Below are 23,459 nucleotides of genomic sequence, written 5' to 3'. Positions count from 1 at the left end.
GGTCCGCGAGACCGAGTTCGCCGTCGTCCGCGCCGGCCTGAACTACAAGTTCGGCTCGTACTAGTATCCGGAACTCCGGCGGTCCCTCACCGGACCGCCGGACCTCCCCCAGAAAAGCCCGGCTTCGCGCCGGGCTTTTTTTTATGGCCATTCCGTGCGGCGCCTGGGTACGAACCGCCCGGCCGCGAGCGGGGAATCGACGCTGGCCCCCTGACAAAAGCTCCACAGGTCCCCATCTCGTAGCCGCCGCGCGGTGTCGACGCCGTCGGCGCCTCAGGGAGACAGCTCCATGAACAGCGAAGAACGCGACATCATCAACGGCATCTTCCAGCGGCTCGAACAGGCATCCGGCCAGGCCCGGGACGCCGATGCGGAGCGCTTCATTGCCGAGAAGCTCCGCAACCAGCCTTACGCGCCCTACGCCATGGCGCAGCTCATCTACGTACAGGAAGAGGCGATCAAGAGCCTCAACCAGCAGCTCGAACAGGCGCGCCAGCAAGCTCAGTCGCAGCCGGCCGGCGGCGGCGGCGGCTTCCTGTCGAGCATCTTCGGCGGTGGCCAGCGCTCCGAGCCGCAGAGGCCGCCGGCGGGACAGGCCTGGGGCCAGCAGGGCGGCTACGGCCAGCAGGGCGGTCCGCAGCCGGGTTACGGTGGCGCTCCGCAGGGTGGGCCTTGGGGCGGACAGGCTCAGCAGCCCGCACGCGGCGGCGGCTTCCTGGCGACCGCTCTGCCGATGGCGGCCGGTGCAGCGGGCGGCATGCTGCTCGGCAGCGCCCTCTCCAATGCCTTCGCGGGTGGCCATTCGCAGCTCGGCAGCGCCTCCGCGGCGGGCTTGGCCGGCGGTGAGACCGGCGGCGGCATGTTCGGTGGCGGCGGCGATCAGGATCTCGGGTCGGCGCTCGGTGGCGGCGACGGCGGCTTCCAAGACGCCTCGTTCGGCGGCGGTGGCGGCGACGATTTCGGTGGCGACCTCGGCGATGGCGGGGACGACGACTGGGCTTGATCCCGCCCGCACGTCCTGAATGCTTGCAAAGCCCGGCGCCGCTCCCACGGCGCCGGGCTTCTGCTTTCGTAAGATCGCGTCAGATCACCTCGACACGAGTGCCCACCGGCGTCCGCTCGTAGAGGTCGATCACGTCCTCGTTCATCATGCGGATGCAGCCCGAGGATACGTTCTGCCCGATCGTGTGCGGCTCGTTCGTGCCATGGATGCGGTAAAGCGAGGTGCCGAGGTACATTGCCCGGGCCCCGAGCGGGTTCTCCGGGCCCCCCACCATGTGCCGCGGAAGGTCCGGGCGCCGCCGCAGCATCTCGGCAGGCGGCGTCCAATCCGGCCATTCCCGCTTGGCCGAGATCGTCTTCGCCCCCGTCCAGACGAAGCCCGGCCGCCCGACACCGATGCCGTAGCGGATCGCTCGGCCCTCCGGCTGGATCAGGTAGAGATATTTGGCGTTCGTATCGATGACGATTTGGCCCGCACGACCCGGCCCGTCATAGGCCACAACCTGCCGGGAAAAGCGCGGATCGACGGCCCGCGCGATCATTCCCTCCTCGGGCGCCGGCCGCGTCGGCAGCGCCGCGAACCGGGCGCGCGGTTGCGGGACGGCTAGCGGCCGAGGCTCGCCGAGAGCCCCGTAGCCATCGACCGACGCGCGCCGGGCCGGGCTCGACCCATCTGCCGTCATCAGGAACTCGATGAAGCCGCCGCCGTAGCGGCCCGGCTCCGCCTGCGCCACCACGCTCGACCCCATCACCGCCAGCGCCGCCAGCGCCCCGCCCCACTTCGCCCGCATCCCCGGCCCCTGCTCTGCACACGCGATGCGGCAAGTCTTTTCCGGGTCGTGCCTGCGGGCGATGAATGGACGTGGTGAATCATTTCCTCCGGGGCTCGAGCCCCCGCTAAGTCCGAGTCGTCGTCAACGGGCCGTAAATGACCCCGCTCCTCGGAAAACTTTCAGCAAATCGAAACCAGTGCACGGGATTGTGTCAGGCGAAATTTTACCTCGAAGGCCTGTCCGACCGATGATCACCAAGCGCTACCGCATCGAGGAAAGCCTGGGCTTGCCCGTTCCGGCGGCCGGTGTCTCTGCGGCTCCGGCCGAGGCAACTCCGAATCCGCGCCTCGATGAAATCCTGACGGCGATCAACGACCTGCGCCGCATCACCCAGGCCAGTGCCGGCGAGACCATCGAAGCCTGCCGCCGCGAGCTCAACGATGCGTTCGCGATGCGTCACGAACTCGAAGTGATGAAGGAAGCGATCACCCGCACCAAGGGCGAGATCGCCAGCCTCCACCGCTCCGAGACCACGGGCAAGGGCATGCGCCGCGTTGCCGGCGAGCTCGATGCAGTGGTCGAATCGACCGAGCAAGCCACCTCGACGATCCTCGGCAGCATCGAGCGGATCGAGACCAACGCCAACATGATGCGCGGCCTGCGCCTGCCCAAGGCTGCCCAGGAGAACGTCGACGGCATCCTCGACAACGTGATCTCAGCCTACGAGGCCTGCAACTTCCAGGATCTGACCGGTCAGCGCATCAGCAAGATCGTCAACGTGCTGAAATTCGTCGAGGAGCATCTCGACCGCGTCATTGAGGCCTGGAGCGGACTCGAAGGCTTCCGCGACCTGCTCGCAGTCGAGACCGCCGTTGTCGATGAGAACGACGAAAGCTCGCTTCTCAACGGCCCGAAGCTCCAGGACGATCCCGGTCACGTCGATCAGTCGGACATCGACGCCCTGTTCGACTGACGCTTCCCGTCACAGGGTCATCGCTCGGAGCGATTGTCCTGGCTGAGGCGACCGCGGCCCTTTCAACCGGAATCGCCGCGGCTTACATCGGGGCCATGAGCCGCGCGACCCGATCCGCCTTCGACGACGTCCCGCCCGACGGGTTCGACGAGGACGAGACCGAGGCTGCCTCCCTCGACGAGGCGCCCGAGATCGACTTCGATTTCGAGCCCGGCGCCGTCCAGGCGGGCACCGAGATCATCCGCCGGTTCTGGTCGACCCTGCCGACCTCGCCGGGCGTGTACCGGATGTTCGATGCCAAGGGCGACGTGCTCTACGTCGGCAAGGCCAAGAACCTGAAGGCCCGCGTCGGCTCCTATGCCCGCGGTCAGGCGCATTCCAACCGCATTGCCCGGATGATCGCCCAGACGGCGGCGATGGAGTTCGTCACCACGGCGACCGAGACGGAAGCGCTGCTGCTGGAGGCCAACCTCATAAAGCAGCTGAAGCCGCGCTTCAACGTGCTGATGCGCGACGACAAGTCGTTCCCCTACATCCTGCTGACCAGCGACGGGCCGGCGCCGCAGATCGTGAAGCATCGCGGTGCGCGCCGCCGCAAGGGCAATTACTACGGCCCCTTCGCCAATGTCTGGGCGGTCAACCGCACCGTCAACGCGCTCCAGCGCGCCTTCCTGATGCGGACCTGTTCGGACAGCTATTACGAGAACCGCACCCGGCCCTGCCTGCTCTATCAGATCAAGCGCTGCTCCGGCCCCTGCACCGGCGAGATCGCTCTAGAGGATTATAGCGGGCTCGCCGACAGTGCCCGCGCCTTCCTTTCGGGCAAGTCGAACGCGGTGAAAGACCGGATGCGCGAGGAGATGCAGCGCGCCTCCGAGGCCCTCGAATTCGAGCGCGCCGCGCGCTTCCGCGACCGCATCGCCGCACTCTCGGCGATCCAGGGCGTGCAGGGGGTGAACACGCAAGGCGTCGAGGAGGCTGACGTGTTCGCTATCGACGAGCAGGCGGGCCAGTTCTGCATTGAGGTGTTCTTCTTCCGCAACTTCCAGAACTGGGGCAACCGCGCCTACTTCCCCAAGGCGGACCGCTCCATGAGCGTGGACGAGGTGCTGGCCTCGTTCATTTCGCAGTTCTACGACGACAAGCCGGCCCCGCGGCTCGTCCTCGTCAGCCACACGATCGAGGATGCCGAACTCGTGGCCGCCGCCCTGTCAAGCCGGGTCGAGCACCGCGTCGAGGTCCACCAGCCGCAGCGGGGCGAGCGCAAGAACCTCGTCGAGTACGCGCAACGCAACGCCAAGGAGGCGCTCGGGCGCCGGCTCGCCGACACCGCCTCGCAGGGTAAGCTCCTCGTCGCGCTGGGCCAGTCCTTCGGGCTCGACAAGCCGCCACGGCGGGTCGAAGTCTACGACAACTCGCACATTTCCGGCACCGCGGCAGTCGGCGGCATGATCGTCGCCGGGCCGACCGGCTTCATGAAGACGCATTACCGCACCTTCAACATCAAGTCGGAGGAACTGACCCCCGGCGACGATTTCGGAATGATGCGCGAGGTGCTGACCCGCCGCTTCAAGCGGCTGGCCAAGGAGGCGCCGCGCACGCCACAAGAGGGGGAGGCCGGCGAGCCGCAGGCCCCGGAGCAAGCCGTTCCGGCGGTGGCCGAGGTGCCGGACGATCCCGATGCCTTCCCCGCCTGGCCCGACCTCGTGCTGATCGACGGCGGCGCCGGACAGTTGGAGGCGGCCCGCGCCTCGCTCGCCGAGATCGGCGTGACCGGCGTGCCGCTGGTCGGCATCGCCAAGGGTCGCGACCGCGATGCCGGCCGCGAGACCTTCTTCGTGCCCGGCCGCAGCCCGTTCAAGCTGCCGCCGCGCGATCCCGTGCTCTATTTCGTGCAGCGCCTGCGCGACGAGGCCCACCGTTTCGCCATCGGCACCCACCGCGCACGGCGCAAGCGGGAGATGACCAAAAACCCGCTCGACGAGATCGCCGGGATCGGCCCCACTCGCAAGCGCGCGCTGCTGCACCATTTCGGCACGGTGAAAGCCATTGAACGCGCCGCCTTGGAGGATCTCGCCAAGGCGCCCGGCGTGAACGCCGCCACCGCGCGGGCGGTCTACGACTTCTTCCATGCCAATGCTTGAGCCGAGCCCCGTGCCGAGAGAGTCCGCACCCGATGCAGCGACGACGCGGTTGACGCCCCCGGCCGCCCATGATTTCACCCCGCCGATGAACGCCGTCCTCCCCCGACGCCGGTCGCAGGCCTGGACGCTCGCGAACTGCCTCACCTACGGCCGCCTCGTCGCGGTGCCGGTCGTCGTCGTCCTGCTGTTCTGGCCGGACGAGTTCGCCGCGCGCTGGACCGCCTTCGGCGTGTTCGTGGCCGCCGCGATCACCGACTATCTCGACGGCTACGTCGCCCGCGCCTGGGCGCAGAGTTCGGCGCTCGGGCGGATGCTCGACCCCATTGCCGACAAGCTCCTCGTCGCCGCCCTCCTCCTCATGCTGGCCGCCGACCGCACCATCGCCGGCATGTCGCTCTGGGCGGCCATCGTCATCCTGTGCCGCGAGGTGCTGGTTTCCGGCCTGCGCGAGTATCTGGCGGAACTGAAGGTCGGCCTGCCGGTCAGCCGCATCGCCAAGTGGAAGACGACGGTGCAGCTCATCGCCCTCGGCTTCCTCGTCGCCGGCCCGGCCGGCGACGCCGTCCTTCCCGGCAGTCTCACCGCTGGCATCGTCCTGCTCTGGCTCGCGGCTGCCCTCACGCTTTACACCGGCTGGGACTACATGAGGGCCGGGATCCGGCACGTGATCGACGATCCGCGCTGAGGCGCCCGTCATCGCGAGCGAATGCGAAGCGATCCAGATCGCGGCATGTCCGGAAAGAGCGGAGCCCTGGATTGCTTCGGCTTCGCCTCGCACTGACGGCACGCAGGCGCCTTCGCACGTTCACATCAACGAGGACGATCCAAGATGAAGCTCGTCTACTTCGCCTGGGTGCGCGAGCGCGTCGGCAAGCCCGAGGAGACGGTGAGCCCGCCCGACGGCGTCGCCACCGTCGCCGACCTGATCGGCTGGCTGAAGACGCGGGGCGAGGAATACGCCTACGCCTTCGAGAACGAGGGCGTGGTGCGCGCCGCCATCGACCGGGTCCACGCCAAGCCCGGCAGCGCCATCGCCGGAGCGCGGGAGATCGCCTTCTTCCCACCGATGACGGGCGGTTAGGCCCTCAGCTCAGCGCGTCCTGGAACGCGTTGAGGTTGGCGCGCATCATCTCCAGATAGCCCGGCGCCGGCCCACCCGGCGCGCTCAACGCGTCGGAATAGATCCGCCCGCCGACCTTGGCACCGCTCTCGCGGGCGATCTGCTGCATCAGCCGCGGGTCGGCGATGCTCTCCACGAACACTGCCGGCACCTTGTCCCGGCGAATTTGGCGGATGATGCGGGCGACGTCCTTCGGACCGGCCTCGCTATCCGTGGAGATGCCCTGCGGCGCCAGGAAGCGCATGCCGTAGGCGGCGCTGAAGTAGCCGAAGGAATCGTGCGTGGTGATGATGCGCCGCCGCTCTTCCGGGATCCCGGCGAGCGCCGAGCGGATCTCGGCGTCCAGCGCATCGAGCTTCTGCGTGTAGGTGGCGGCGTTCGCGGCGTAAAACGAGGCATGGTCCGGGTCGGCGGCGCTGAGGCCATCGCGGATGTTGGCGACGTAGAGCTTGGCATTCGCCACGTTCTGCCAGGCATGCGGATCGGGGTGGTTGCCGTGATCGTGTCCGTGATCCTCGGCGTGATCGTGGTCGTGGCTGCCCGCGACCGTCTTCACCCCCTTCGAAGCGATGGTGACCGGCGCCTTGGTGCCCGAGGCCTTGATCAGCCGTTCGATCCAGCCCTCGAAGCCGAGGCCGTTGACGACGACGAGATTCGCCTCGGCCAGCTTGCGGGCGTCGCCCGGCGTGGGGGAGTAGCCGTGAGCGTCGGCGTCCGGTCCGACGAGGCTCGTCACGGCGACCTGATCGCCGCCGACCTGCGCCACGAGGTCGGCCAGGATCGAGAAGGTCGCCACTGCCTTCAGCCGCGCCCCCTCCGCCGCGGCCATTGACGGCGCAAGGCCGAGCAGCACCAGAACAACGATGGCGACGCCGCGCCCCACGCCCAAACCCATACCGACACTCCTCCGCTTAGCCACGGTGATAATGTAACATTATCACATCGCCAAGGGCCGGGTTGCGATTGTGCAGCGCAGAACGTGCCGGGCTGCCAACATGGAGAAGGTTTCATGGAGCAGACACAAACCGGAGACGAGCGGACACACGCGAGAGACGGAGCGGACCCATCCTCTCGGGGTCGGGGCAAGGGCCCCTGAACGGTGGAGGGTGTGTGATGACCAAGCCGAACCTGAGCAAGCGAAGCAGGGCCGGGCTCCTGCTGGCGGGGCTGGCAATCCTCGGTGCGGCCGGCCTCGGGTCCGCGGCGGTGCATGCCGGCGACTGGGGCGGCCCCGTCGCGGACGGCCCCCACGGCCATCGGCACGGGCGCTGGTCGGCGCTCTCGGCCGAGGACCGAGCGGCCTTCGCCGATGCCCGCCTCGCCGGCCTGCATGCCGGACTGAAGCTGAACCCCGAGCAGGAGAAGCTATGGCCGCCGGTCGAGACGGCCCTGCGCGATCTTTCGAAGCAGCGCGCCGCCCAGCGTGAGGCGCGGCGGGAGCGCGGCCGGATGATCGACGACGCCCCCGGCACGCTCCGCGCCATGGCCGACGCGGCCACCGCTCGTGGCGAAGCCCTGCGCAAGCTCGCCGATGCCAGCACGCCGCTCTTCGCCAGCCTGGACGAAGGCCAGAAGCGCCGCGCCATGGTGCTCGCCCGGCCGATGCGCCCCTTCGGCGGACCGCACAAGCACGGGCACCGGCACGGGGGCGAGCGCGACTGAAGGACAGCGGTCGCTTGATCCGCGAGCCGCGCGGCGGCAAACACCGCGGGCTCCGGTCGTTCCGGCCGGGGTCAGCACAGACACGGTATACGATGGCGCGCCGGCCGCTTCTGAGAGGCGACACCCTTCCCCTGCTCGGGCGGCTCTGGCGGGAATGGCTCTCACCCCACCGCGCGACGCTCGCGGTGGTCCTTGTGCTCATCACCGTCGTCGGCGCGGCGACGGGGCTCTACCCGGCCCTCATCAAGGCCGCCTTCGACGCGTTCGACCGCAAGGACATGAGCGCACTGGCATACGGCCCGCTCATCGTCATCGCCGTCACCTCCGCCCGCGGCTTCGCCCTGTTCGGGCAGACGGTGCTGACCAACCGGGTCGTAACCCGCGTCGAGGCCGACATGCAGGCCGCGCTCTACGCCCACCTGATCGATGCCGACCTCGCCCAACTCGGCCGCGAGAGCCCGGCGGCCTTTACTCAGCGCTTCACCACCGACTTCGCCTTCATCAAGGAGGCGCTGACCCGCATCTCGACCGTGCTGTTGCGCGATGTGGCGATGCTGGCCGCGCTCGTGATCGCGCTGGTGTGGATGGACCCGCTGCTGACGCTCGCCGCCGCGGTCACGGCCCCCCTCGTTGCCGGGCCGGTCAACCGGATCGGCAAGCGGCTGCGCCAGGTCTCGACCACGACCCAGGAGCAGATGGGCGCGACCGCAAGCCTCATCACCGAGAGCCTCCAGGGCGCTCGCGTCGCCAAGACCTACGCGCTGGAAGGCTATCTCAAGGACCGCGCGGCCCAGGCGCTCGACGAGGTGCGCCGCCTCAAGATGAAGGCGGCCAACGCGCGCGGCCGGCTCGACCCGCTGATGGAGATCGGCGGCGGTCTCGCGGTGGCGGGCGTGCTCGTGCTGGTGGGCCAGCGGGTGATGTCGGGTGACCGCACCGTCGGCGACTTCACCGGCTATGTCGCCGCGCTCCTGCTCGCCGCGCAGCCGGCCCGGGCGCTCGGCACCCTCAACGCCATCCTTCAGGAGGCGGCGGCGGCGCTGACGCGCTACTTCGCCCTGATGGACGAGCAGCCGACGATCCGCGAATCCGCGTCAGCTCGTCCGCTGACGGTGTCGCGGGGCGAGATCCGCTTCGAGGCCGTGCATTTCCGCTACCGGGCCGACGCGCCCGCCCTGGAGGGCATCGACCTCGTGGTGCCCGCGGGCTCGACCACGGCGCTGGTCGGGCGCTCCGGCTCGGGCAAATCCTCGCTGCTCAACCTCGTCCCCCGGCTTCAGGACGTGACGGCGGGGCGGGTTCTCATCGACGGCACCGACGTGCGCGACGTGACCATCGCCTCCTTGCGCGCGGCGATCGCGGTGGTGTCGCAGGAAGTCGTGCTGTTCGACGACACCGTAGCCGCCAATATCGGCTTCGGCCGGCCCGGCGCGACGCAGGACGAGATCGAGGCGGCGGCGCGGGCCGCGGCGGCGCACGGCTTCATCACGCGTCTGGGCGAGGGCTATGCGTTCCGGGTCGGGCCGGGCGGCGGCCGGCTCTCGGGGGGTGAGCGCCAGCGCATCTCGCTCGCCCGCGCCTTCCTCAAGAACGCGCCGATCCTGCTCCTCGACGAGGCGACCTCCGCCCTCGATTCCGAATCCGAGCATCTCGTGCAGGAGGCGCTGGAGCGGCTGATGCGCGGGCGCACGACGCTGGTCATCGCCCACCGCCTCTCGACCGTGCGCGAGGCGGGCCGCATCGCGGTGCTGGAGGCGGGCCGGGTGATCGAACTCGGGCGACACGACGAGCTGGTGGCCGCGAGCGGCACCTATGCGCGCCTCCACCGGCTGCAATTGTCGGATGATTCCAGCGTATCGAGAGCGCAGGCGGCCCCCGCCTGACAGCGGTGGCATGAATCGAACGGCCCCGTGCGACCCGCACGGCCTCTCGCGCGTAAGTCCCGGTCACGGCGGGAGACAGGGATGCGGCCAGAGCCATTCGGAACGACGCGGGCAGGTGAGCGCGTCACGCGGCACACCCTCGCGTGCGACGATCTGCGGGTTCAGGTGATCGATTACGGCGCGATTCTCACCGCCATCGAGGTGCCGGACCGGGAGGGCCGCTGCGCCAACGTCGTCCTCGCCCTCGACACCTTGGAGGGCTACGAGACCGTGAGCCCGCATTTCGGGGCGATTGCCGGGCGTTACGCCAACCGCATCGCCAGGGGGCGCTTCACCCTCGACGGCACCGCCTTCGAATTGCCGATCAACGAGCCGCCCAATTCCATGCATGGCGGCCCCGAAGGTTTCGCCAAGCGCCTGTGGCAGGTGGCGGAGGCGGACGAGACGCGCATCGCGCTAAGGCGGCGCAGCCCCGATGGCGAGGAGGGCTTTCCGGGCAATCTCGACGTGGAGGTCGTCTACAGCCTGCCCGAGCCCGGAACGCTGCGCATCGATTACCGCGCTGAGACCGACCGGCCGACGGTGCTGAACCTGACCAACCACAGCTACTTCAACCTCGCCGGCGAGGGCACGGGCGACGTGATGGATCACGTTGTGGAGATCTTCGCCGACGCCTACGCACCGACGGACACGACGCAGATTCCGACCGGAATCATCGCGCCGGTCTCCGGAACGCCTTTCGATTTCCGCGAAGCCACCCCGCTCGGCGCGCGCATCCGGCAGGGCCACGAGCAGATCGTGATCGCGGGCGGCTACGACCATACCTTCGCTCTGCGAGGCCCCGCCGGCACGCTACGCCCGGCCGCCTCCTGCCTTTGCCCGGTCAGCGGGCGGCGCCTCGATGTCGCGACGACGCAGCCGGCGCTGCAGCTCTACAGCGGCAACAATCTCGACGGCTCGCTGGTCGGCCCGTCCGGCCGTACCTACCGCTCGGGCGACGGCGTCTGCTTCGAGACGCAGGGGTTTCCGGATGCGCCCAACCACCCGAATTTTCCGAGCACAGTCCTCAGGCCGGGAGAGGTCTTCACTTCGAGCACCACCTACCGGTTCTCGGCGGGCTGAGCGGGACGGGCGGCCGTATCGGTGCAAGGAAGCCAACGGACGTGAACCCGCGCGCTTGACATCCATCTCATTTGGTCTGAAATTTCTGTCATGACAGAAATTTCAGACCAACCGCAAACCCTCGCGCCCGCGGTGGAGCGGTTCATCCTTCATTGGGGCGATCTCGGCGGGCAGTGGGGCGTTAACCGCTCCGTCGCTCAGATCCACGCCCTGCTCTACCTCTCCGACAAGCCGCTCGCGGCAGAGGACATCGCGGGGACACTCGGCATCGCGCGCTCGAACGTCTCGAACTCGCTGAAGGAGTTGGCGGCCTGGAACCTGATCCGGCGTGTGCCGGTGCTGGGCGAGCGGAGGGACTTCTTCGTCGCCGAGACGGATCTGTGGGAGATGGTCACCCGCATCGCCGCCGGCCGCAAGGAGCGGGAGATCGACCCGGCGCTCAAGGCCCTGCAGGAATGTGTGGCCGAGGCCGAGGGCGACCCTCGGGTCGGAGCCGTGGCCGGGCGGCGGCTCAAGGCCATGCTCGACTTCACCCAGACGCTCGACGGCTGGTACGCGCAGATGCTGAACGTGCCCCACAACACCCTGGCCAAGCTGATCCGGCTTGGTGGCCGCATCGTCCGCTACCTGCCCGTGAAGTCCGAGACCTGATCCCCCGCTGGCCGGGCGTCCGCCGTCCGGGAGAGTGTTTGAGGAGGCCCTTGATGCGCGCCGCCGCCGAAGCCGCCGTCCCGATCGCAAGAGCCCCGACCGCGAGCCCGGTTCGCCCGGCGGAGCTGTTCGACCTGCGCTTTCGCGCGCTGGTGCCGGAGGCGGATTGGGCGCGGCTGCCGCCAGCCGTGCGGCGGCGCTTCTCGAAGCGGCTCGGCGAGGGTGAGAGCGCGGTCTATGCCGGACGTGTGGTCGAGACCCATCTGACCCGGCTCGGCTGGCTGCTCGCGCAGGCCCTGCGCCTCGTCGGCGCGCCGCTGCCGACGACCCGGATCGCCAACGTGCCGAGCGTGGTGGCCGTCACTCAGGACGGCGCCGGCAATGGCCAGATCTGGACGCGGCTCTACGCCCGCGGCTCCGGCTTCCCGCAGGCGATCCACTCGGCCAAGCGCTTCCGGGGGCCGACCGGGCTGGAGGAGCGGGTCGGCGCCGGGCTCGGCATGAGTCTGCGGGTTCTGGTCGAGGATCGGGCGCTGGTGTTTCGCAGCGAGCGCTACTTCATCGACCTGCCGGGCTTCCGGCTCATCCTGCCGCGATGGCTGACGCCGGGCACGCTGACGGTCAGCCACGGCGCCACCGGCGCCCGCGCCTTCCGCTTCATTCTGGAAATCCGCCACGCCTGGCTCGGCCGGCTGCTGCGCCAGGAGGCGGTGTTCTGCGACCAAGTCGAGGCCCGCGACGAGGTCACCGCCGCGCTACCCTGATCGAAGGTTCAGAGCATCGTCCCAAGAGGTGGTCACCGGCTTTTCGGAAAAAAGACGATGCAAATAGAAAGGGCTAGCCTGCGAGCAATGCGCCCGACGGCCGGTCGGCGCCCCAGATCTTCTCGAGGTTGTAGAAGCCGCGGACTTCGGGGCGGAAGATGTGGACGAGGATGTCGCCCGCATCGATCAGCACCCAGTCGCAGGCCGGCATGCCCTCGACGCGGGCATTGCCGAATCCCTTGGCCTTCATCTCCTGGATGATCTTGTCGGCGATCGAGCCGACATGGCGCTGGGAGCGGCCGGACGCGATGATCATCGTATCGGCGAGCGAGGTCTTGCCCGCGAGGTCGATCTCGACGGTTTCCTCGGCCTTCATCTCATCGAGGCATCCGAGGGCCAGGGCCTTCAGCGCGTCGGAGGAGGCAGGCTCGGCATCGAAGCTGACACCGACGTGTGGAATGTGTGCGGACAGGGTCTCGGTTCCTGAAGATCAATTCGCGGCGATCCCGCCACGCGCTGAAATTGGCCGCTTTCGGCCCACTTTTCAAGCGCAAGAAGCGCCCTAAGGCTCGTGCGCCGCAATTGGGTGGCCAAAACCCCGGCCGGCGCTGTGACGATCGTCCCGGAGCCGGGTCGGCAGAGGGCGCCGTCACCGTGTTCGCAAGGCGGTTGAGGATAACCCGGAACGCGGCCCGTGCAGGAAGGCCCAGGCTGGTGTGGGATGGACCGCAAGGGTGGGGGCGTTCGCCTCTGGAATTCGGGCCGATCCGAAGGTCTGCGCCGCCCGCGCCGAAGGCGCCGTCAGCGTGTAACCGGGACGGTCGATCACCGCGACCGGCATCAGCGACAGGATTTCGTCGAAACGGCGCCAGCGATGGAAGGTGCCGAGCGAATCCGCACCCATGATCCACACGAAGTGGAGGGCCGGTCGGCGCCGGACCAGCCAGCGCAGCGTATCGGCGGTGTAGCGGCTGCCGATCCCCGCCTCGAAGCCGGTGACGGCGATGCGCGGATCGGTTGCGAGCGCCCGCGCCTGCGCCACCCGCTCGTCCAGCGGGGCGAGCACGCCATGGTCCTTCAGGGGGTTGCCGGGGGTGACGAGCCACCAGACCCGATCGAGCCGAAGGCGGCGCAGGGCGGTCCGGCTGACATGCAGGTGCCCCGCATGCGCCGGGTTGAACGAACCGCCGTAGAGGCCGATCCGCATGCCGGGCGCGGCCGGCGGTAGTCTGTGATCGCGCAGAGGAACCGCCGTCAGCGCGTCACGGCCGCGTCTGGCCGCTGCCGTGGACCCGGTACTTGAAGGTGGTGAGCTGCTCGACGCCGACCGGGCCGCGGGCATGCATCCGCCCGGTGGCGATGCCAATCTCCGCGCCGAAGCCGAACTCGCCGCCATCGGCGAACTGCGTCGAGGCGTTGTGGGTCACGATCGCCGAATCGACCTCGTTGAGGAAGCGGGTGGCGGCCTCGGTGTCGTCGGTGACGATCGCGTCGGTGTGGTGCGAGCCGTTAGCCTCGATATGAGCGATGGCCGCGTCGAGCCCATCCACCACCTTCGCGGATATGATCGCATCGAGATACTCGGTGCGCCAATCCGCGTCGGTCGCCGCACTCACCCGCGGGTCGGCGGCCTGCGTCGCCGCGTCACCGCGCACGGCGCAGCCGGATTCGAGCAGCGCCTCGACCAGAGGCTTGAGGTGGGTCTTGGCGACCGCCGCATCGACAAGCAGCGTCTCGGCGGCGCCGCAGATCCCGGTGCGCCGCATCTTGCTGTTGAGGAGGATGGTGCGGGCCATGCCGAGGTCGGCGCCCTCGGCCACGTAGACGTGGCAGATGCCGTCGAGATGGGCGAAGACCGGCACCTTGGCCTCCGCCTGGACGCGCTCCACGAGGCTGCGCCCGCCGCGGGGCACGATCACGTCGACGCAGCCGCCGAGGCCGGTGAGCATCAGGCCGACCGCCGCCCGGTCGCGGGTCGGCACGAGCTGGATCGCATCCGCAGGCAGGCCGGCGCGGGCGAGGCCTTCGCTCATGGCCGCCGCGATGGCGGTCGCGGTGCGGTGCGAATCCGAGCCCGCGCGCAGGATCGCGGCATTGCCGGCCTTGAGGCAGAGCGCGCCGGCATCCGCGGTCACGTTGGGGCGGCTCTCGAAGATGACGCCGACGACGCCGAGGGGCACCGAGATGCGCTCGATCAGAAGGCCGTTCGGCCGTTCGAAGGCCGCGAGCTGGCGCCCGACCGGATCGGCGAGGCCCGCGACCTTCTCCACCGCCTCGGCGATCGCCGCGACGCGGCCCTCGTCCAGGGTCAGGCGGTCGATGATCGCGTTGGTGAGGCCCGCGGCCTGCGCAGCGGAGACGTCCCGCGCGTTCTCGCGCAGGATCGCCGGGGCGCTGGCGCGGATCTGATCGGCGATGGCACGCAGGCCCAGATCCTTGGTCTGCGCCGGCGCGAGTGCCATCGCCCGGCCGGCGGCGCGGGCGCGCTTTCCGATGCCGGCCATCATCGTATCGAGGTCGTCGGCGTCCGCGAGATCGGACTTAAGATTCAGGACAGGCACGTTCCCGCTTCCCGTCTGGCGCCGCCGGGGCGGCGCGCGTGAGTATTCGAGTGCATATGCACCCTCCCGCGCCCCTTTGCACATCGCCTTGGGGTTGAACAAGCGTCGATGTTAAGTTGCCTTGCCGGAGCGGGCCGCGTCAGGCACCGATCATCGCAAGATCGTCGCGGTGGATCATCTCCGTGCGCCCGGCCTGGACCGAGGCGGCGGCGATCTCGCGGCTGGAGCGGCCGATGATGGCGGCGGCGTCCGCGCTGTCGTAGGCCACGAGCCCCCGCCCGAGGATGCGCCCCTCGGGGTCGCGGATCAGCACGGCGTCACCCTTGGCGAAGCTCCCCTCGATGGCGGTGACGCCCACCGGCAGCAGGCTCGCCCCGCCCTGAAGCGCGCGGGCGGCGCCGGCATCGACCACGAGGACGCCGGAGGCGTCCAGCGAGCCCGCGATCCAGGTCTTGCGCGCGGCGGTGGGGGTCGAGCCCGACAGGAACCACGAGCAGCGTCCGCCCTCGCGGACCACGCGCAGCGGATTCTTTCCGCGCCCGTCGGCGATGACCATGTGGGTACCGCCGCTGGCGGCGATCTTGGCCGCCTCGACTTTTGTGCGCATGCCGCCGCGGGACAATTCGGAGGCGGGCCCCCCGGCCATCGCCTCGATCTCCGGGGTCACCCGCTCGATCACCGGAAGGTGCCGCGCCTGCGGATCGGTGTGGGGGGGCGCGGTGTAGAGGCCGTCGATGTCGGAGAATAGCACCAAAACATCGGCGCCGATCATGGTGGCGACCCGCGCTGCCAGCCGGTCGTTGTCGCCGTAGCGGATCTCGGCGGTCGCCACCGTGTCGTTCTCGTTGACGACCGGGACCGCGCGCACTTCGAGGAGCTTCTGCACGGTCGCGCGGGCATTGAGGTAGCGGCGGCGCTCCTCGGTGTCCTTCGGCGTCACCAGCACCTGTCCCGCGACGATGTCGTGGTGACCGAGCGCCTCGGTCCAGTAGCGGGCGAGTGCGATCTGGCCGACCGCGGCCGAAGCTTGGCTCTCCTCCAGGCGGAGCGCACCGGGCGGAAGGCCCAGCACCGTGCGCCCGAGGGCGATGGCGCCGGACGAGACGACCACGACATCGACGCCGCGACCATGCAGGTCGGCGATGTCCTCGGCGAGCGCGGCGAGCCACGCGTGACGCAGGCGTCCCCGCGCGCGATCCACGAGGAGGGCCGAGCCCACCTTCACGACGACGCGGCGGAAATCTTCGAGAGTGGGAGGGCGGACCACGGTCATGCGACAGTCGATACGAAAAATTGGGCGTTACGGAGAATCTGGTGATCGCCGGTGCGAGGCCGGTTCCTGTGCCTCAAACGCCCGGCCCTGGCCAGATCCCTCCCATGCGCGAGACCTTCACGGCATTCCGCGCGATACAGCCTGTGCGTGTTTTTGGTGTGCGGGGATAGTGCGCAAGGGAAAGTTACGCACTTCAGGTTGTGAAAACTGTATGATCCCATCTGGAGACCGTTTTCACGCCGTGCCTGCGTGCCTCTCGGCCGCATCGGAAAGCAGGGAGTGCCTCGTTGCCGGTCCGTGCCCTACTGGGCCGTCGCGTCCTGATCGTCGAGGACGATTATTTCTGGGCCGACGAATTGCGCCAGGGCTTGCAGAAAGCCGGGGCCGTCGTCCACGGCCCGGTCGCCAGCGTCGAGGCGGCCCTGCAGATCCTCGATTCCGAGGTCGCCCTGGACGGCGCGATTCTCGACCTCGATCTCAGGGGTGAGCGTGCCTACGTCGTCGCCGACCGGCTGATTGCCCGAGATGCGTCCTTCGTGTTCGTGACGGGCTACGATGCCGGTGCCCTCCCGGACAGCTACGCGGCGATTCTGAGATTCGAGAAGCCGGTCGCGTTCGATACGGTGCTGAGGGCGCTGAGCGCGATGATGCCCCCCGCCTGACCTCTCCACACCGCCTGTCTCCGGCCTGGCCGACGCCGGCGAACGATGGCGGGGTGGGTCTCGAAAGCTCCAACTCGGATCGGCTGGCCGCCGCGACTGTCAGTTCGCCTCGTGCAGCAGCCGCTCGGCCACGATCTTCACAGGCTGGCGGCGCCCGATCATCACGGCGAAGCGTGACTGCTCCGGATCGGATTCGAAGCGGGTCCGCCCCCAGGCGACCAGGAACTTGAGATATTCCGCGCCGAGCAGGCGGGTGACCGCCGGATCCGCCCACCAGCGGCCGACATCGAGCCCATCGGAGACGACCGGATAGGGGATCAGCGTCTCGCCGTCCTTCAGGGCGTGCCGCAACTCCACCAGGGTGCGCGGCATGTGATAGTTCGAGGTCACGACCACGACGGTGCCGAAGCTGTGACGCCGCATCCAGCGCCGGGTCTCGATGGCGTTGCCGATGGTGTTGCGCGCCCGGTAATCGAGATCGACGCAGCAGGTGATCCACTGCTCCTGTGACGGGTTGAGGCGCACGATCTCCTCGCGGGTGGTGCGCTCGTTGACGCCGGAGATCAGCAGCCGTCGGCCATGGCCCTCCGCCAGGAGATCGATGGCATCGCCGACGCGCTGCGAGCCGCCGGTCATGGCGACGATGCCGTCGACGCCGTTCAGGCTCGGCCGGTTGGCCTGTTCGACCTCCGCGACGAAGGCAAGAAAGCCGCCCGCCAGCGCGAGCAGGCCGAGGAGGGAAAGGCCGACGAAGGCCCGAAACAGACGGATGCCGCGCCGCGGCCGCGCAGGGGCTTCGGTCATTCGAGATGCGCAGGGCTGCGACGATGCGCGGGCCGACGGGTCCGCCGCCCAGGACCATCCGAGCGCTTCGCACTGGCACTCGCAGGGCGAGTCGTTTGGGAGCCGGCCCCGGCCGGCCGCCTGTCGGCGGGGCACTCGCGGAAGCATGACGGACGAAAACAGGGGCTCATGAACGGTTCGGTGCCGGGACTCTCGGTTCCCAATGGTTGTCGAAACGTTAACGGATTCGATCGACCTGACCCTATCGGAGGAACCGGCGCACGGTGAAGCGGGACACGGCCGCCGTGACGAGGGACGCGATCACGCCGATGAGTACGATGATCGCGTAACCCTGCCAGCCGATCTGGAACGTCCCGAACAGCGCCTCGATCTCCTCGCCCGCCGGACCCGACCGCCACATACGTGCGAACAGACCCGCGAGCGCGCAGGTCAGAAGCGCAGCGCCGGCACCCAGCGCCCCTCCCCTCAAGCCGAGGCGGAAGAAGCGGCTCTGGAAGGCCTTGGCGATGTAGTCGTCGTCGGCGCCTACGAAGTGCAGCACCTCGACAACCTCGCGGTTGCCGGCCATGGCGCCGCGGGTGGCGAAGACCACGGCGAGCCCGGTGGCGAACAGGACCAGAAGGACGATGCCGATGCCGATGCCGGCGAAGGTGTTGGCCATGGTCGAGAGGCGCTGGAGCCAGAGCGCGTGGTCGTCGAGGCTCGCCACGCCCGGAAGCGCGTCGGTGAGGGCAGCGCGCAGGCCGGTGAGGTCGGGGCTCCGGTCGCTCGCGAGCGTCAGCGCGATCAGGCGTGGTACCGGCAGGTCCGACATGTCGAGACCGCTGCCGAGCCAGGGTTCGAGCAGGCGCTCGGATTCCGCCTTCGAGAAGATGCGCGCGCCGGCGATGCCCGGCGCGGCGCGTGCGAGGCTCTCGGCCCGCTTCACGTCCGCCTCGATGTCGCGCCCGGCTCCGGGCCGGATCTGCACCGTCACCTCCTGCGCGACGCTGCCCTGCCACTGGCTGGCGCTGGAGACGGCGATCTCCGCCGCACCGGCGCAGAGTGCGGCGAGGAAGGTGAGGATGGCGATGACCGCCGCAAGCGCCCGGCTCGCGGCGGAATCGGTCGGCACCAGGGGCGCGTTGCGGCGCAGGTTGGCCGGAAGCGGCGGCTCGGACGCGGGCGTCGCCGCTTTCGCCGCGGCCGCACCGGTCCGGGCGGGGGAGCGTACCTCGGTCATGGGGCTTCCACCCGCAGCCGGCCGTCGGCGAGCACCATGCGGCGTGCCTCGACGAGATCCATCAAACCGTAATCGTGGGTGGCGATCACCACCGAGGTGCCGAGCCGGTTCAGTTCCATGAACAGCCGCAGCAGGCGCCGGGCGAGGCTCGGATCGACGTTGCCGGTGGGCTCGTCGGCCAGCAGCAGTTCCGGCCGCGCGATCAGGGCCCGCGCGATCGCCGCGCGCTGCTTCTCGCCGCCCGACAGCAGCGGCGGAAGGACGTGCATGCGCTCGCCCAGGCCCACCCAGCGCAGCAATTCGACGACCTCCGCCCGGTAGCTCGCCTCCGCCCGTTCCTGCACGCGCAGGGGCAGGGCCACGTTCTCGTAGGTCGTCAGGTGATCGAGCAGGCGGAAATCCTGGAACACCACGCCCATGCGGCGGCGCAGGCCCGTGAGTGCGTCGTTGGAGATGCCGCTCACCTCCCGGCCGAACACCGAGACGATGCCGCGGGTCGGGCGCACCGAGAGCAGGATCAGGCGCAGCAGCGTCGTCTTGCCCGCCCCTGACGGGCCGGTGAGGAATTGAAAGGAATGCGGCGCGATCTCGAAGCTCACATCGGACAGCACCTCCGACCCGAGGCCGTAGCGCATGCCGACGCTCTCGAACCGGACGACGGGCTCCTCCGCGCCGGACAGGAGGCTGCCCGTTTTCATCCCAGCCGACAAGGCCCGCTCACTCCACGCTTCGCACGCGACACAGGACCCCTGTGCCACACCCGGCTTCACCGCCGGTTAACCCTACTCGGGGACAACGTTTGTGTCCTTTTCGAGAGCGCGGCAACCCGCTGCCGGGACCTGACACCGACGCGGCTTAACCCATCCCATGCTGATCGTCTGCCCGGCCTGCGCCAGCGAGTATCGTATCGATGCCGACCGCGTCGGCACCAGCGGGCGCTCGGTGCGCTGCGCGGCCTGCCGCGAGACGTGGTTCATCTCGTCCGACGAGGTGGTGGCAGCGATGTTCGACGAGATGTCGGCGGCCGAGGAGCCCGGGACCAGCGCTCCGCCGGAGCCGGCGCCGAGGGCCGAGGCCCCGGCTGACGAACCGGTGCCACGCCCTCGGACGAGCCCCGCGAAGCCCGCCAAACGGGGCAAGCCGAAGCGCCCGGCCCGGCGGCTCTCCCCGGCGCTTGCTGCCGCCCTCGTCCTCGCCGCCTCCCTGCCGTTGGCGCTTCTCGGGCGCGCCAGCGTCGTGCGGGCGATGCCGCAGACGGCGGGGCTGTTCGCCCGCGTCGGCCTGCCGGTAAATCTGCGCGGCATCGATCTGACCGACATCGGCGCGTTTCAGGTCTCTGCCGACGGCAGCAACCCCGCCCGGCTCGTGGTGGAGGGGGATCTCGTCGCGGTTGCACGGGAGCGCGTCGCCGTGCCGGCGATCGAGGTCGAGGTCCGCGACGCCGGGGGACAGTCGCTCTACCGCTGGACCGTTCCGGGACCGCGCGCAGCCCTGGAGCCCGGCGAACGGGCGCGGTTCAAGGCGAGCCTCTCGGCTCCCCCGGAGAAGGGTCGGCAGGTCGAGGTGCGCTTCTCGGACGAAGCCGCCGTCGGCGCGGGAGCCGGCGAGTCCCCTTAGAGCAATCCTGGGAAAGCCGTCGTCGCGTGCGGACTCACATCTGTGGATTGCGCCGATCCGGCAGCGGGCGCTTCGGCTGCGCGGGTCCGTAGCGCTGGCGGAGCCCGCTGCGCATGGTAAGGTGCAGCGTGGCACGGCCGAAGGCGGTTCGCGCCGCAGAGATTCAGCGAAGACATCACGAGCCGCATGAGCACCGCATCGAAACGCGTCCGTGTCCTGTTCGACGAGGCGGCGATCGCCAAGCGCAACGAAGAGTTGGCCGACGCGATCGTCGCGGCCAAGCCCGAGAATCTGCTCGTCGTCGCGGTGCTCAAGGGCAGCTTCATGTTCGCCGCCGACCTGCTGCGGTCGCTCCACCGGGCCGGGCTGTCGCCGCAGGTCGAGTTCGTGCATCTCTCCAGCTATCGAAACTCCACCGTCTCCTCGGGCCAAGTCGAGATCCTGCGCGACGTTCAGAGCGAGGTGCGCGGCCGTGATGTGCTGCTGGTCGACGACATTCTCGAATCCGGCCGCACCGTCGTCTTCGCCAAGGATCTGTTGATGGCTCGCGGCGCCAAGCGCGTGCTGACCGCGGTGCTCTTGGAGAAGCCGGGCAAGCGTGCCGTGACGATCGACGCGGATTTCGTCGGCTTCACTTGCCCGGACGTGTTCGTGGTCGGCTACGGCATGGATGCCGCCCACGCCTTCCGCCAGCTCCCCTTCGTCGGCTTGGTCGACTACGACAGCAGCGACGCGGATCTGTTCGGCGGCGCCTGACCGCAATCTTGGTCCGGCAAATTCTTGATAAGAACGCGATACTTGCTTCAAAGCGACGGCCGATGGAACTCTGTCGGCCTATGAGGCTTGACAGGCCACGCTTCCCCGCGGTCACTCGGGCGCGACGATCCACATCAAAAGGTACGGTAGAGGACGCCCGACCATGGCGCGCATCCTGCTCGTGGATGACGAGGATACGGTTCGCGGCTTCCTCAAGCGCGGACTGGAATTGGACGGTCACACCGTCGTCACGGCCATCGACGGCAGCGACGGTCTGGATCGCCTGTCGGAAGCCGGCGGCGGCTTCGACCTGATGTTGACCGATATCCGCATGCCGCTGATGGACGGCATCGCGCTGTCGCTCGCGGCCAAGCGCGATTATCCCGATCTCACGATCCTGCTGATGACGGGCTTTGCCGACCAGCGCGAGCGCGCCCGCGGCCTCGACGCCATCGTTACCGACGTGCTGACCAAGCCGTTTTCGCTTGCCGACCTGCGCTCCACCGTGACGCGGGCGCTGGCGGCGTAACGCCTCAATTCATCTGCCAGATCGTGCCGTTGAGCAGGCAGGCGAACGCCACCCAGGCGGCGTAGGGCACGAGCAGCCACGCTGCGGCCCGGTCGAAGCGCCACGACAGGCGGATCGTCCAGAGGATCATCACGAGCATGGCGATCGCGACGATCAGCGCGAGGCCGAGCTGGTGGGCGGCGAAGAAGACCGGTGTCCAGGCCGCATTGAGGACAAGTTGCGCGCCGAAGGCGGCCAGCGCCAGCCACCACGCCTTCCGGGCCGGCCCCGGTACCGGTCGCGCCCCGAGCAGCCGCCAGAGCGAAACGGCGATTACGGCGTAGAGGACGGTCCAGGCCAGCGGAAACACCCAGTTCGGCGGGTTGAAGGCCGGTTTGCGGATCGTCGTGTACCACTCCTCGATGTTGGAGCCGGTGGAGAGAGACCCCACCGCCGTCACCAGGACGACGGGGAGGATCGCGGCGGCGAGCCGTGGGATCGGCGGCAGGGCCGGCCGCTCGGGGATGTCCAGGGCGCTCATGCGCTGCGCAATGCTCCGTCGCTCATTTCTCCGCCTTGCCCGGTCCTGCGGATTCGCTCAAGCCAACATCTCGACCAGACCTCGATGATCGCCTCGGATCCGATATCCGAGACGATCATCGAGGTCTGTGTTCTCGCATCACCCTTTTTCCGAAGGCCGGTGGCCACCTTTCGGGACGATGCTCCAGAGCGAGGAAGCCCATGAGCCGGTCCAACGTGCCTTACGGCGATTCCGATGCAGCCTCCTCCGAGGCACTTTCGTCTGAGGAATGGCGCCCGGCGACGCTGGCCGCGCAGGCGCTCGGCCGGATCGATCCGGTGACGCGGGCGGTGGTGCCGCCGCTTCATCTCTCGACCACCTATCTGCGCGACCCCGACAACGCCTACCGCTCCAGTTTCATCTACGCCCGGCCCGACAACGCCACGACGCGCGAGGCGGAGGACGTGATCGCCGCGCTCGAACGGGCGGAAGCGGGCGCCCTGCTGTTCGGCTCCGGCATGGCCGCGGCGTCGGCCGTGTTCTGCGCGCTGGAGCGCGGCGACCACGTGATCGCGCCCGAAGTCATGTACTGGGGGCTGCGCCGCTGGCTGCGGCAGGAGGCGCCGCGCCTCGATCTCGCGGTCGATTTCGTTCCGATGGAGGATCCCGAGGCCGTGCGCGCCGCGATCCGGCCCGGCCAAACCCGGCTCGTCTGGATCGAGACGCCGGGCAACCCGCTCTGCACGGTCACCGACATTGCCCGCATCGCCGAGATCGCCCACGCCGCCGGGGCGCGGGTCGCCATCGACTCGACCGCCGCGAGCCCGATCCTCACCCGGCCGCTGACGCTCGGGGCCGACATCGTGATGCATTCGGCCACCAAGATCCTGAACGGCCATTCCGATGTGGTGGCCGGCGTCCTGGCCGGGGCGCGCAAGGATGCCTTCTGGGATCGTCTCGTGGCGATCCGCGGCGGCTGGGGCGCGATCCTCGGCCCGTTCGAGGCCTATCTGCTGATGCGGGGTCTGCGCACCCTGCCCTTGCGCGCCGCCGCCCAGAGCGCCGGGGCGCTCCATCTCGCGCAGCGGCTCGCCGCGCACCCGCTCGTGAGCGCGGTGCTCTATCCGGGGCTGCCCGACCATCCCGGCCACGCGGTCGCCGCGCGGCAGATGCAGGGCGGGTTCGGCTACATGCTTTCGATCCGCGCGGCCGGTGGCGAGGCGGCGGCGATCGAGACCGCCGCGCGGGTGGCACTCTGGAAGCGGGCGACCTCGCTCGGCGGCGTGGAGAGCCTCATCGAACACCGCGCCTCGGTGGAGGGGCCAGGCACCCCCTGCCCGCCCGATCTGCTGCGTCTCTCCGTCGGCATCGAGGATCCGGACGACCTGCTTCGCGATCTCGACGCGGCTCTGACGGGCACGCAAGTCTGACCGGCGCAGTTG

The 23,459-nt window shown here is 69.3% G+C and carries 25 protein-coding genes; 15 read left to right on the top strand and 10 right to left on the bottom strand.

Annotated elements, in window-relative coordinates; genetic code table 11:
- Positions 1–289: 289 nt before the first annotated feature.
- Positions 290–1,003, top strand: coding sequence for a DUF2076 domain-containing protein (locus MKK50_RS12740; RefSeq protein ID WP_499022723.1), 714 nt, complete (start codon positions 290–292; stop codon positions 1,001–1,003).
- 79 nt (positions 1,004–1,082) lie between these two features.
- Here MKK50_RS12740 and MKK50_RS12735 read toward each other — a convergent pair whose 3' ends face one another.
- Positions 1,083–1,793 (bottom strand): L,D-transpeptidase, encoded by a 711-nt coding sequence (locus MKK50_RS12735; protein ID WP_499022722.1) that lies wholly within the window; start codon positions 1,791–1,793, stop codon positions 1,083–1,085.
- 229 nt (positions 1,794–2,022) lie between these two features.
- Between MKK50_RS12735 and MKK50_RS12730 the strand changes: the two genes are divergently transcribed.
- The 4 genes from MKK50_RS12730 to moaD all read left to right on the top strand — a co-directional run bounded on the left by MKK50_RS12730 (position 2,023) and on the right by moaD (position 5,973).
- On the top strand, positions 2,023–2,748 hold the full coding sequence (locus tag MKK50_RS12730; protein WP_253371590.1) for a protein phosphatase CheZ: 726 nt from the start codon (positions 2,023–2,025) through the stop codon (positions 2,746–2,748).
- A gap of 95 nt (positions 2,749–2,843) precedes the next feature.
- A complete protein-coding gene (gene uvrC, locus MKK50_RS12725) occupies positions 2,844–4,892 on the top strand; it encodes an excinuclease ABC subunit UvrC (RefSeq protein ID WP_499022719.1) in 2,049 nt (682 codons plus the stop codon).
- 85 nt (positions 4,893–4,977) lie between these two features.
- Positions 4,978–5,577: a CDP-diacylglycerol--glycerol-3-phosphate 3-phosphatidyltransferase gene (gene pgsA, locus MKK50_RS12720; RefSeq protein ID WP_253371594.1), complete on the top strand. Its 600-nt coding sequence runs from the start codon at positions 4,978–4,980 to the stop codon at positions 5,575–5,577.
- Positions 5,578–5,721: 144 nt separating this feature from the next.
- Positions 5,722–5,973, top strand: a complete 252-nt coding sequence (moaD, locus tag MKK50_RS12715; RefSeq protein WP_499022718.1) for a molybdopterin converting factor subunit 1 — start codon at positions 5,722–5,724, stop codon at positions 5,971–5,973.
- Positions 5,974–5,977: 4 nt separating this feature from the next.
- Here moaD and MKK50_RS12710 read toward each other — a convergent pair whose 3' ends face one another.
- A complete protein-coding gene (locus MKK50_RS12710) occupies positions 5,978–6,907 on the bottom strand; it encodes a metal ABC transporter substrate-binding protein (RefSeq protein ID WP_499022716.1) in 930 nt (309 codons plus the stop codon).
- Between the two features lie 218 nt (positions 6,908–7,125).
- On the opposite strand from MKK50_RS12710, the gene MKK50_RS12705 reads away from it, so the two are divergent.
- The 5 genes from MKK50_RS12705 to MKK50_RS12685 all read left to right on the top strand — a co-directional run bounded on the left by MKK50_RS12705 (position 7,126) and on the right by MKK50_RS12685 (position 12,094).
- Complete coding sequence (locus MKK50_RS12705) at positions 7,126–7,674, top strand: Spy/CpxP family protein refolding chaperone (RefSeq protein ID WP_499022714.1); 549 nt, start codon at positions 7,126–7,128, stop codon at positions 7,672–7,674.
- 92 nt (positions 7,675–7,766) lie between these two features.
- Positions 7,767–9,557, top strand: a complete 1,791-nt coding sequence (locus MKK50_RS12700) for an ABC transporter ATP-binding protein (RefSeq protein ID WP_499022711.1) — start codon at positions 7,767–7,769, stop codon at positions 9,555–9,557.
- 81 nt (positions 9,558–9,638) lie between these two features.
- Positions 9,639–10,679, top strand: a complete 1,041-nt coding sequence (locus MKK50_RS12695; protein ID WP_499022710.1) for an aldose epimerase family protein — start codon at positions 9,639–9,641, stop codon at positions 10,677–10,679.
- A gap of 90 nt (positions 10,680–10,769) precedes the next feature.
- Complete coding sequence (locus tag MKK50_RS12690) at positions 10,770–11,330, top strand: GbsR/MarR family transcriptional regulator (protein ID WP_499022709.1); 561 nt, start codon at positions 10,770–10,772, stop codon at positions 11,328–11,330.
- A gap of 53 nt (positions 11,331–11,383) precedes the next feature.
- Positions 11,384–12,094: a DUF4166 domain-containing protein gene (locus MKK50_RS12685; RefSeq protein WP_499022708.1), complete on the top strand. Its 711-nt coding sequence runs from the start codon at positions 11,384–11,386 to the stop codon at positions 12,092–12,094.
- 73 nt (positions 12,095–12,167) lie between these two features.
- On the opposite strand, the gene rsfS is transcribed toward MKK50_RS12685, so the two are convergent.
- From rsfS to proB, 4 genes are all read right to left on the bottom strand, one after another.
- Positions 12,168–12,470 carry a ribosome silencing factor gene (gene rsfS, locus MKK50_RS12680; protein WP_003600601.1) on the bottom strand — a complete coding sequence of 101 codons (303 nt, stop codon included), beginning with the start codon at positions 12,468–12,470 and terminating at the stop codon, positions 12,168–12,170.
- 273 nt (positions 12,471–12,743) lie between these two features.
- Positions 12,744–13,301 (bottom strand): nicotinate-nucleotide adenylyltransferase, encoded by a 558-nt coding sequence (locus MKK50_RS12675; RefSeq protein WP_499022706.1) that lies wholly within the window; start codon positions 13,299–13,301, stop codon positions 12,744–12,746.
- A gap of 55 nt (positions 13,302–13,356) precedes the next feature.
- On the bottom strand, positions 13,357–14,655 hold the full coding sequence (locus MKK50_RS12670) for a glutamate-5-semialdehyde dehydrogenase (RefSeq protein ID WP_499022704.1): 1,299 nt from the start codon (positions 14,653–14,655) through the stop codon (positions 13,357–13,359).
- A 139-nt stretch (positions 14,656–14,794) separates the two neighbouring features.
- Positions 14,795–15,928 carry a glutamate 5-kinase gene (gene proB, locus MKK50_RS12665; protein WP_499022702.1) on the bottom strand — a complete coding sequence of 378 codons (1,134 nt, stop codon included), beginning with the start codon at positions 15,926–15,928 and terminating at the stop codon, positions 14,795–14,797.
- Positions 15,929–16,215: 287 nt separating this feature from the next.
- On the opposite strand from proB, the gene MKK50_RS12660 reads away from it, so the two are divergent.
- Positions 16,216–16,590: a response regulator gene (locus MKK50_RS12660; protein ID WP_499022700.1), complete on the top strand. Its 375-nt coding sequence runs from the start codon at positions 16,216–16,218 to the stop codon at positions 16,588–16,590.
- Between the two features lie 99 nt (positions 16,591–16,689).
- Here MKK50_RS12660 and MKK50_RS12655 read toward each other — a convergent pair whose 3' ends face one another.
- From MKK50_RS12655 to ftsE, 3 genes are all read right to left on the bottom strand, one after another.
- Entirely contained in the window at positions 16,690–17,394 is a 705-nt protein-coding gene (locus MKK50_RS12655; RefSeq protein ID WP_499022698.1) for a YdcF family protein, read from the bottom strand.
- A gap of 241 nt (positions 17,395–17,635) precedes the next feature.
- Positions 17,636–18,616, bottom strand: coding sequence for a cell division protein FtsX (locus tag MKK50_RS12650; protein ID WP_499022697.1), 981 nt, complete (start codon positions 18,614–18,616; stop codon positions 17,636–17,638).
- Positions 18,613–19,314, bottom strand: a complete 702-nt coding sequence (ftsE, locus tag MKK50_RS12645) for a cell division ATP-binding protein FtsE (RefSeq protein WP_253371624.1) — start codon at positions 19,312–19,314, stop codon at positions 18,613–18,615. Before ftsE ends, MKK50_RS12650 begins: the two co-directional genes overlap by 4 nt.
- A gap of 169 nt (positions 19,315–19,483) precedes the next feature.
- Between ftsE and MKK50_RS12640 the strand changes: the two genes are divergently transcribed.
- The 3 genes from MKK50_RS12640 (at position 19,484) to MKK50_RS12630 (ending at position 21,518) form a co-directional block, all read left to right on the top strand.
- Positions 19,484–20,233 (top strand): zinc-ribbon domain-containing protein, encoded by a 750-nt coding sequence (locus MKK50_RS12640; RefSeq protein ID WP_499022695.1) that lies wholly within the window; start codon positions 19,484–19,486, stop codon positions 20,231–20,233.
- Between the two features lie 186 nt (positions 20,234–20,419).
- The gene (gene hpt / locus MKK50_RS12635) at positions 20,420–20,989 is read left to right on the top strand and encodes a hypoxanthine phosphoribosyltransferase (RefSeq protein WP_253371628.1); all 570 of its coding nucleotides are present in this window, start codon (positions 20,420–20,422) and stop codon (positions 20,987–20,989) included.
- A gap of 163 nt (positions 20,990–21,152) precedes the next feature.
- The gene (locus MKK50_RS12630) at positions 21,153–21,518 is read left to right on the top strand and encodes a response regulator (RefSeq protein WP_003600588.1); all 366 of its coding nucleotides are present in this window, start codon (positions 21,153–21,155) and stop codon (positions 21,516–21,518) included.
- A 4-nt stretch (positions 21,519–21,522) separates the two neighbouring features.
- Here MKK50_RS12630 and MKK50_RS12625 read toward each other — a convergent pair whose 3' ends face one another.
- Positions 21,523–22,038: a TspO/MBR family protein gene (locus MKK50_RS12625; RefSeq protein WP_499022693.1), complete on the bottom strand. Its 516-nt coding sequence runs from the start codon at positions 22,036–22,038 to the stop codon at positions 21,523–21,525.
- A 200-nt stretch (positions 22,039–22,238) separates the two neighbouring features.
- On the opposite strand from MKK50_RS12625, the gene MKK50_RS12620 reads away from it, so the two are divergent.
- Complete coding sequence (locus tag MKK50_RS12620) at positions 22,239–23,447, top strand: trans-sulfuration enzyme family protein (protein ID WP_499022691.1); 1,209 nt, start codon at positions 22,239–22,241, stop codon at positions 23,445–23,447.
- Positions 23,448–23,459: the final 12 nt, after the last annotated feature.

Source organism: Methylobacterium sp. J-043 (genome assembly GCF_022829505.1).
GTDB classification, from domain to species: Bacteria; Pseudomonadota; Alphaproteobacteria; order Rhizobiales; family Beijerinckiaceae; genus Methylobacterium; species Methylobacterium extorquens_A.
The sequence above is the reverse complement of the archived record's forward strand: the minus strand, read 5'-3'. Positions and strand labels throughout refer to the sequence as shown.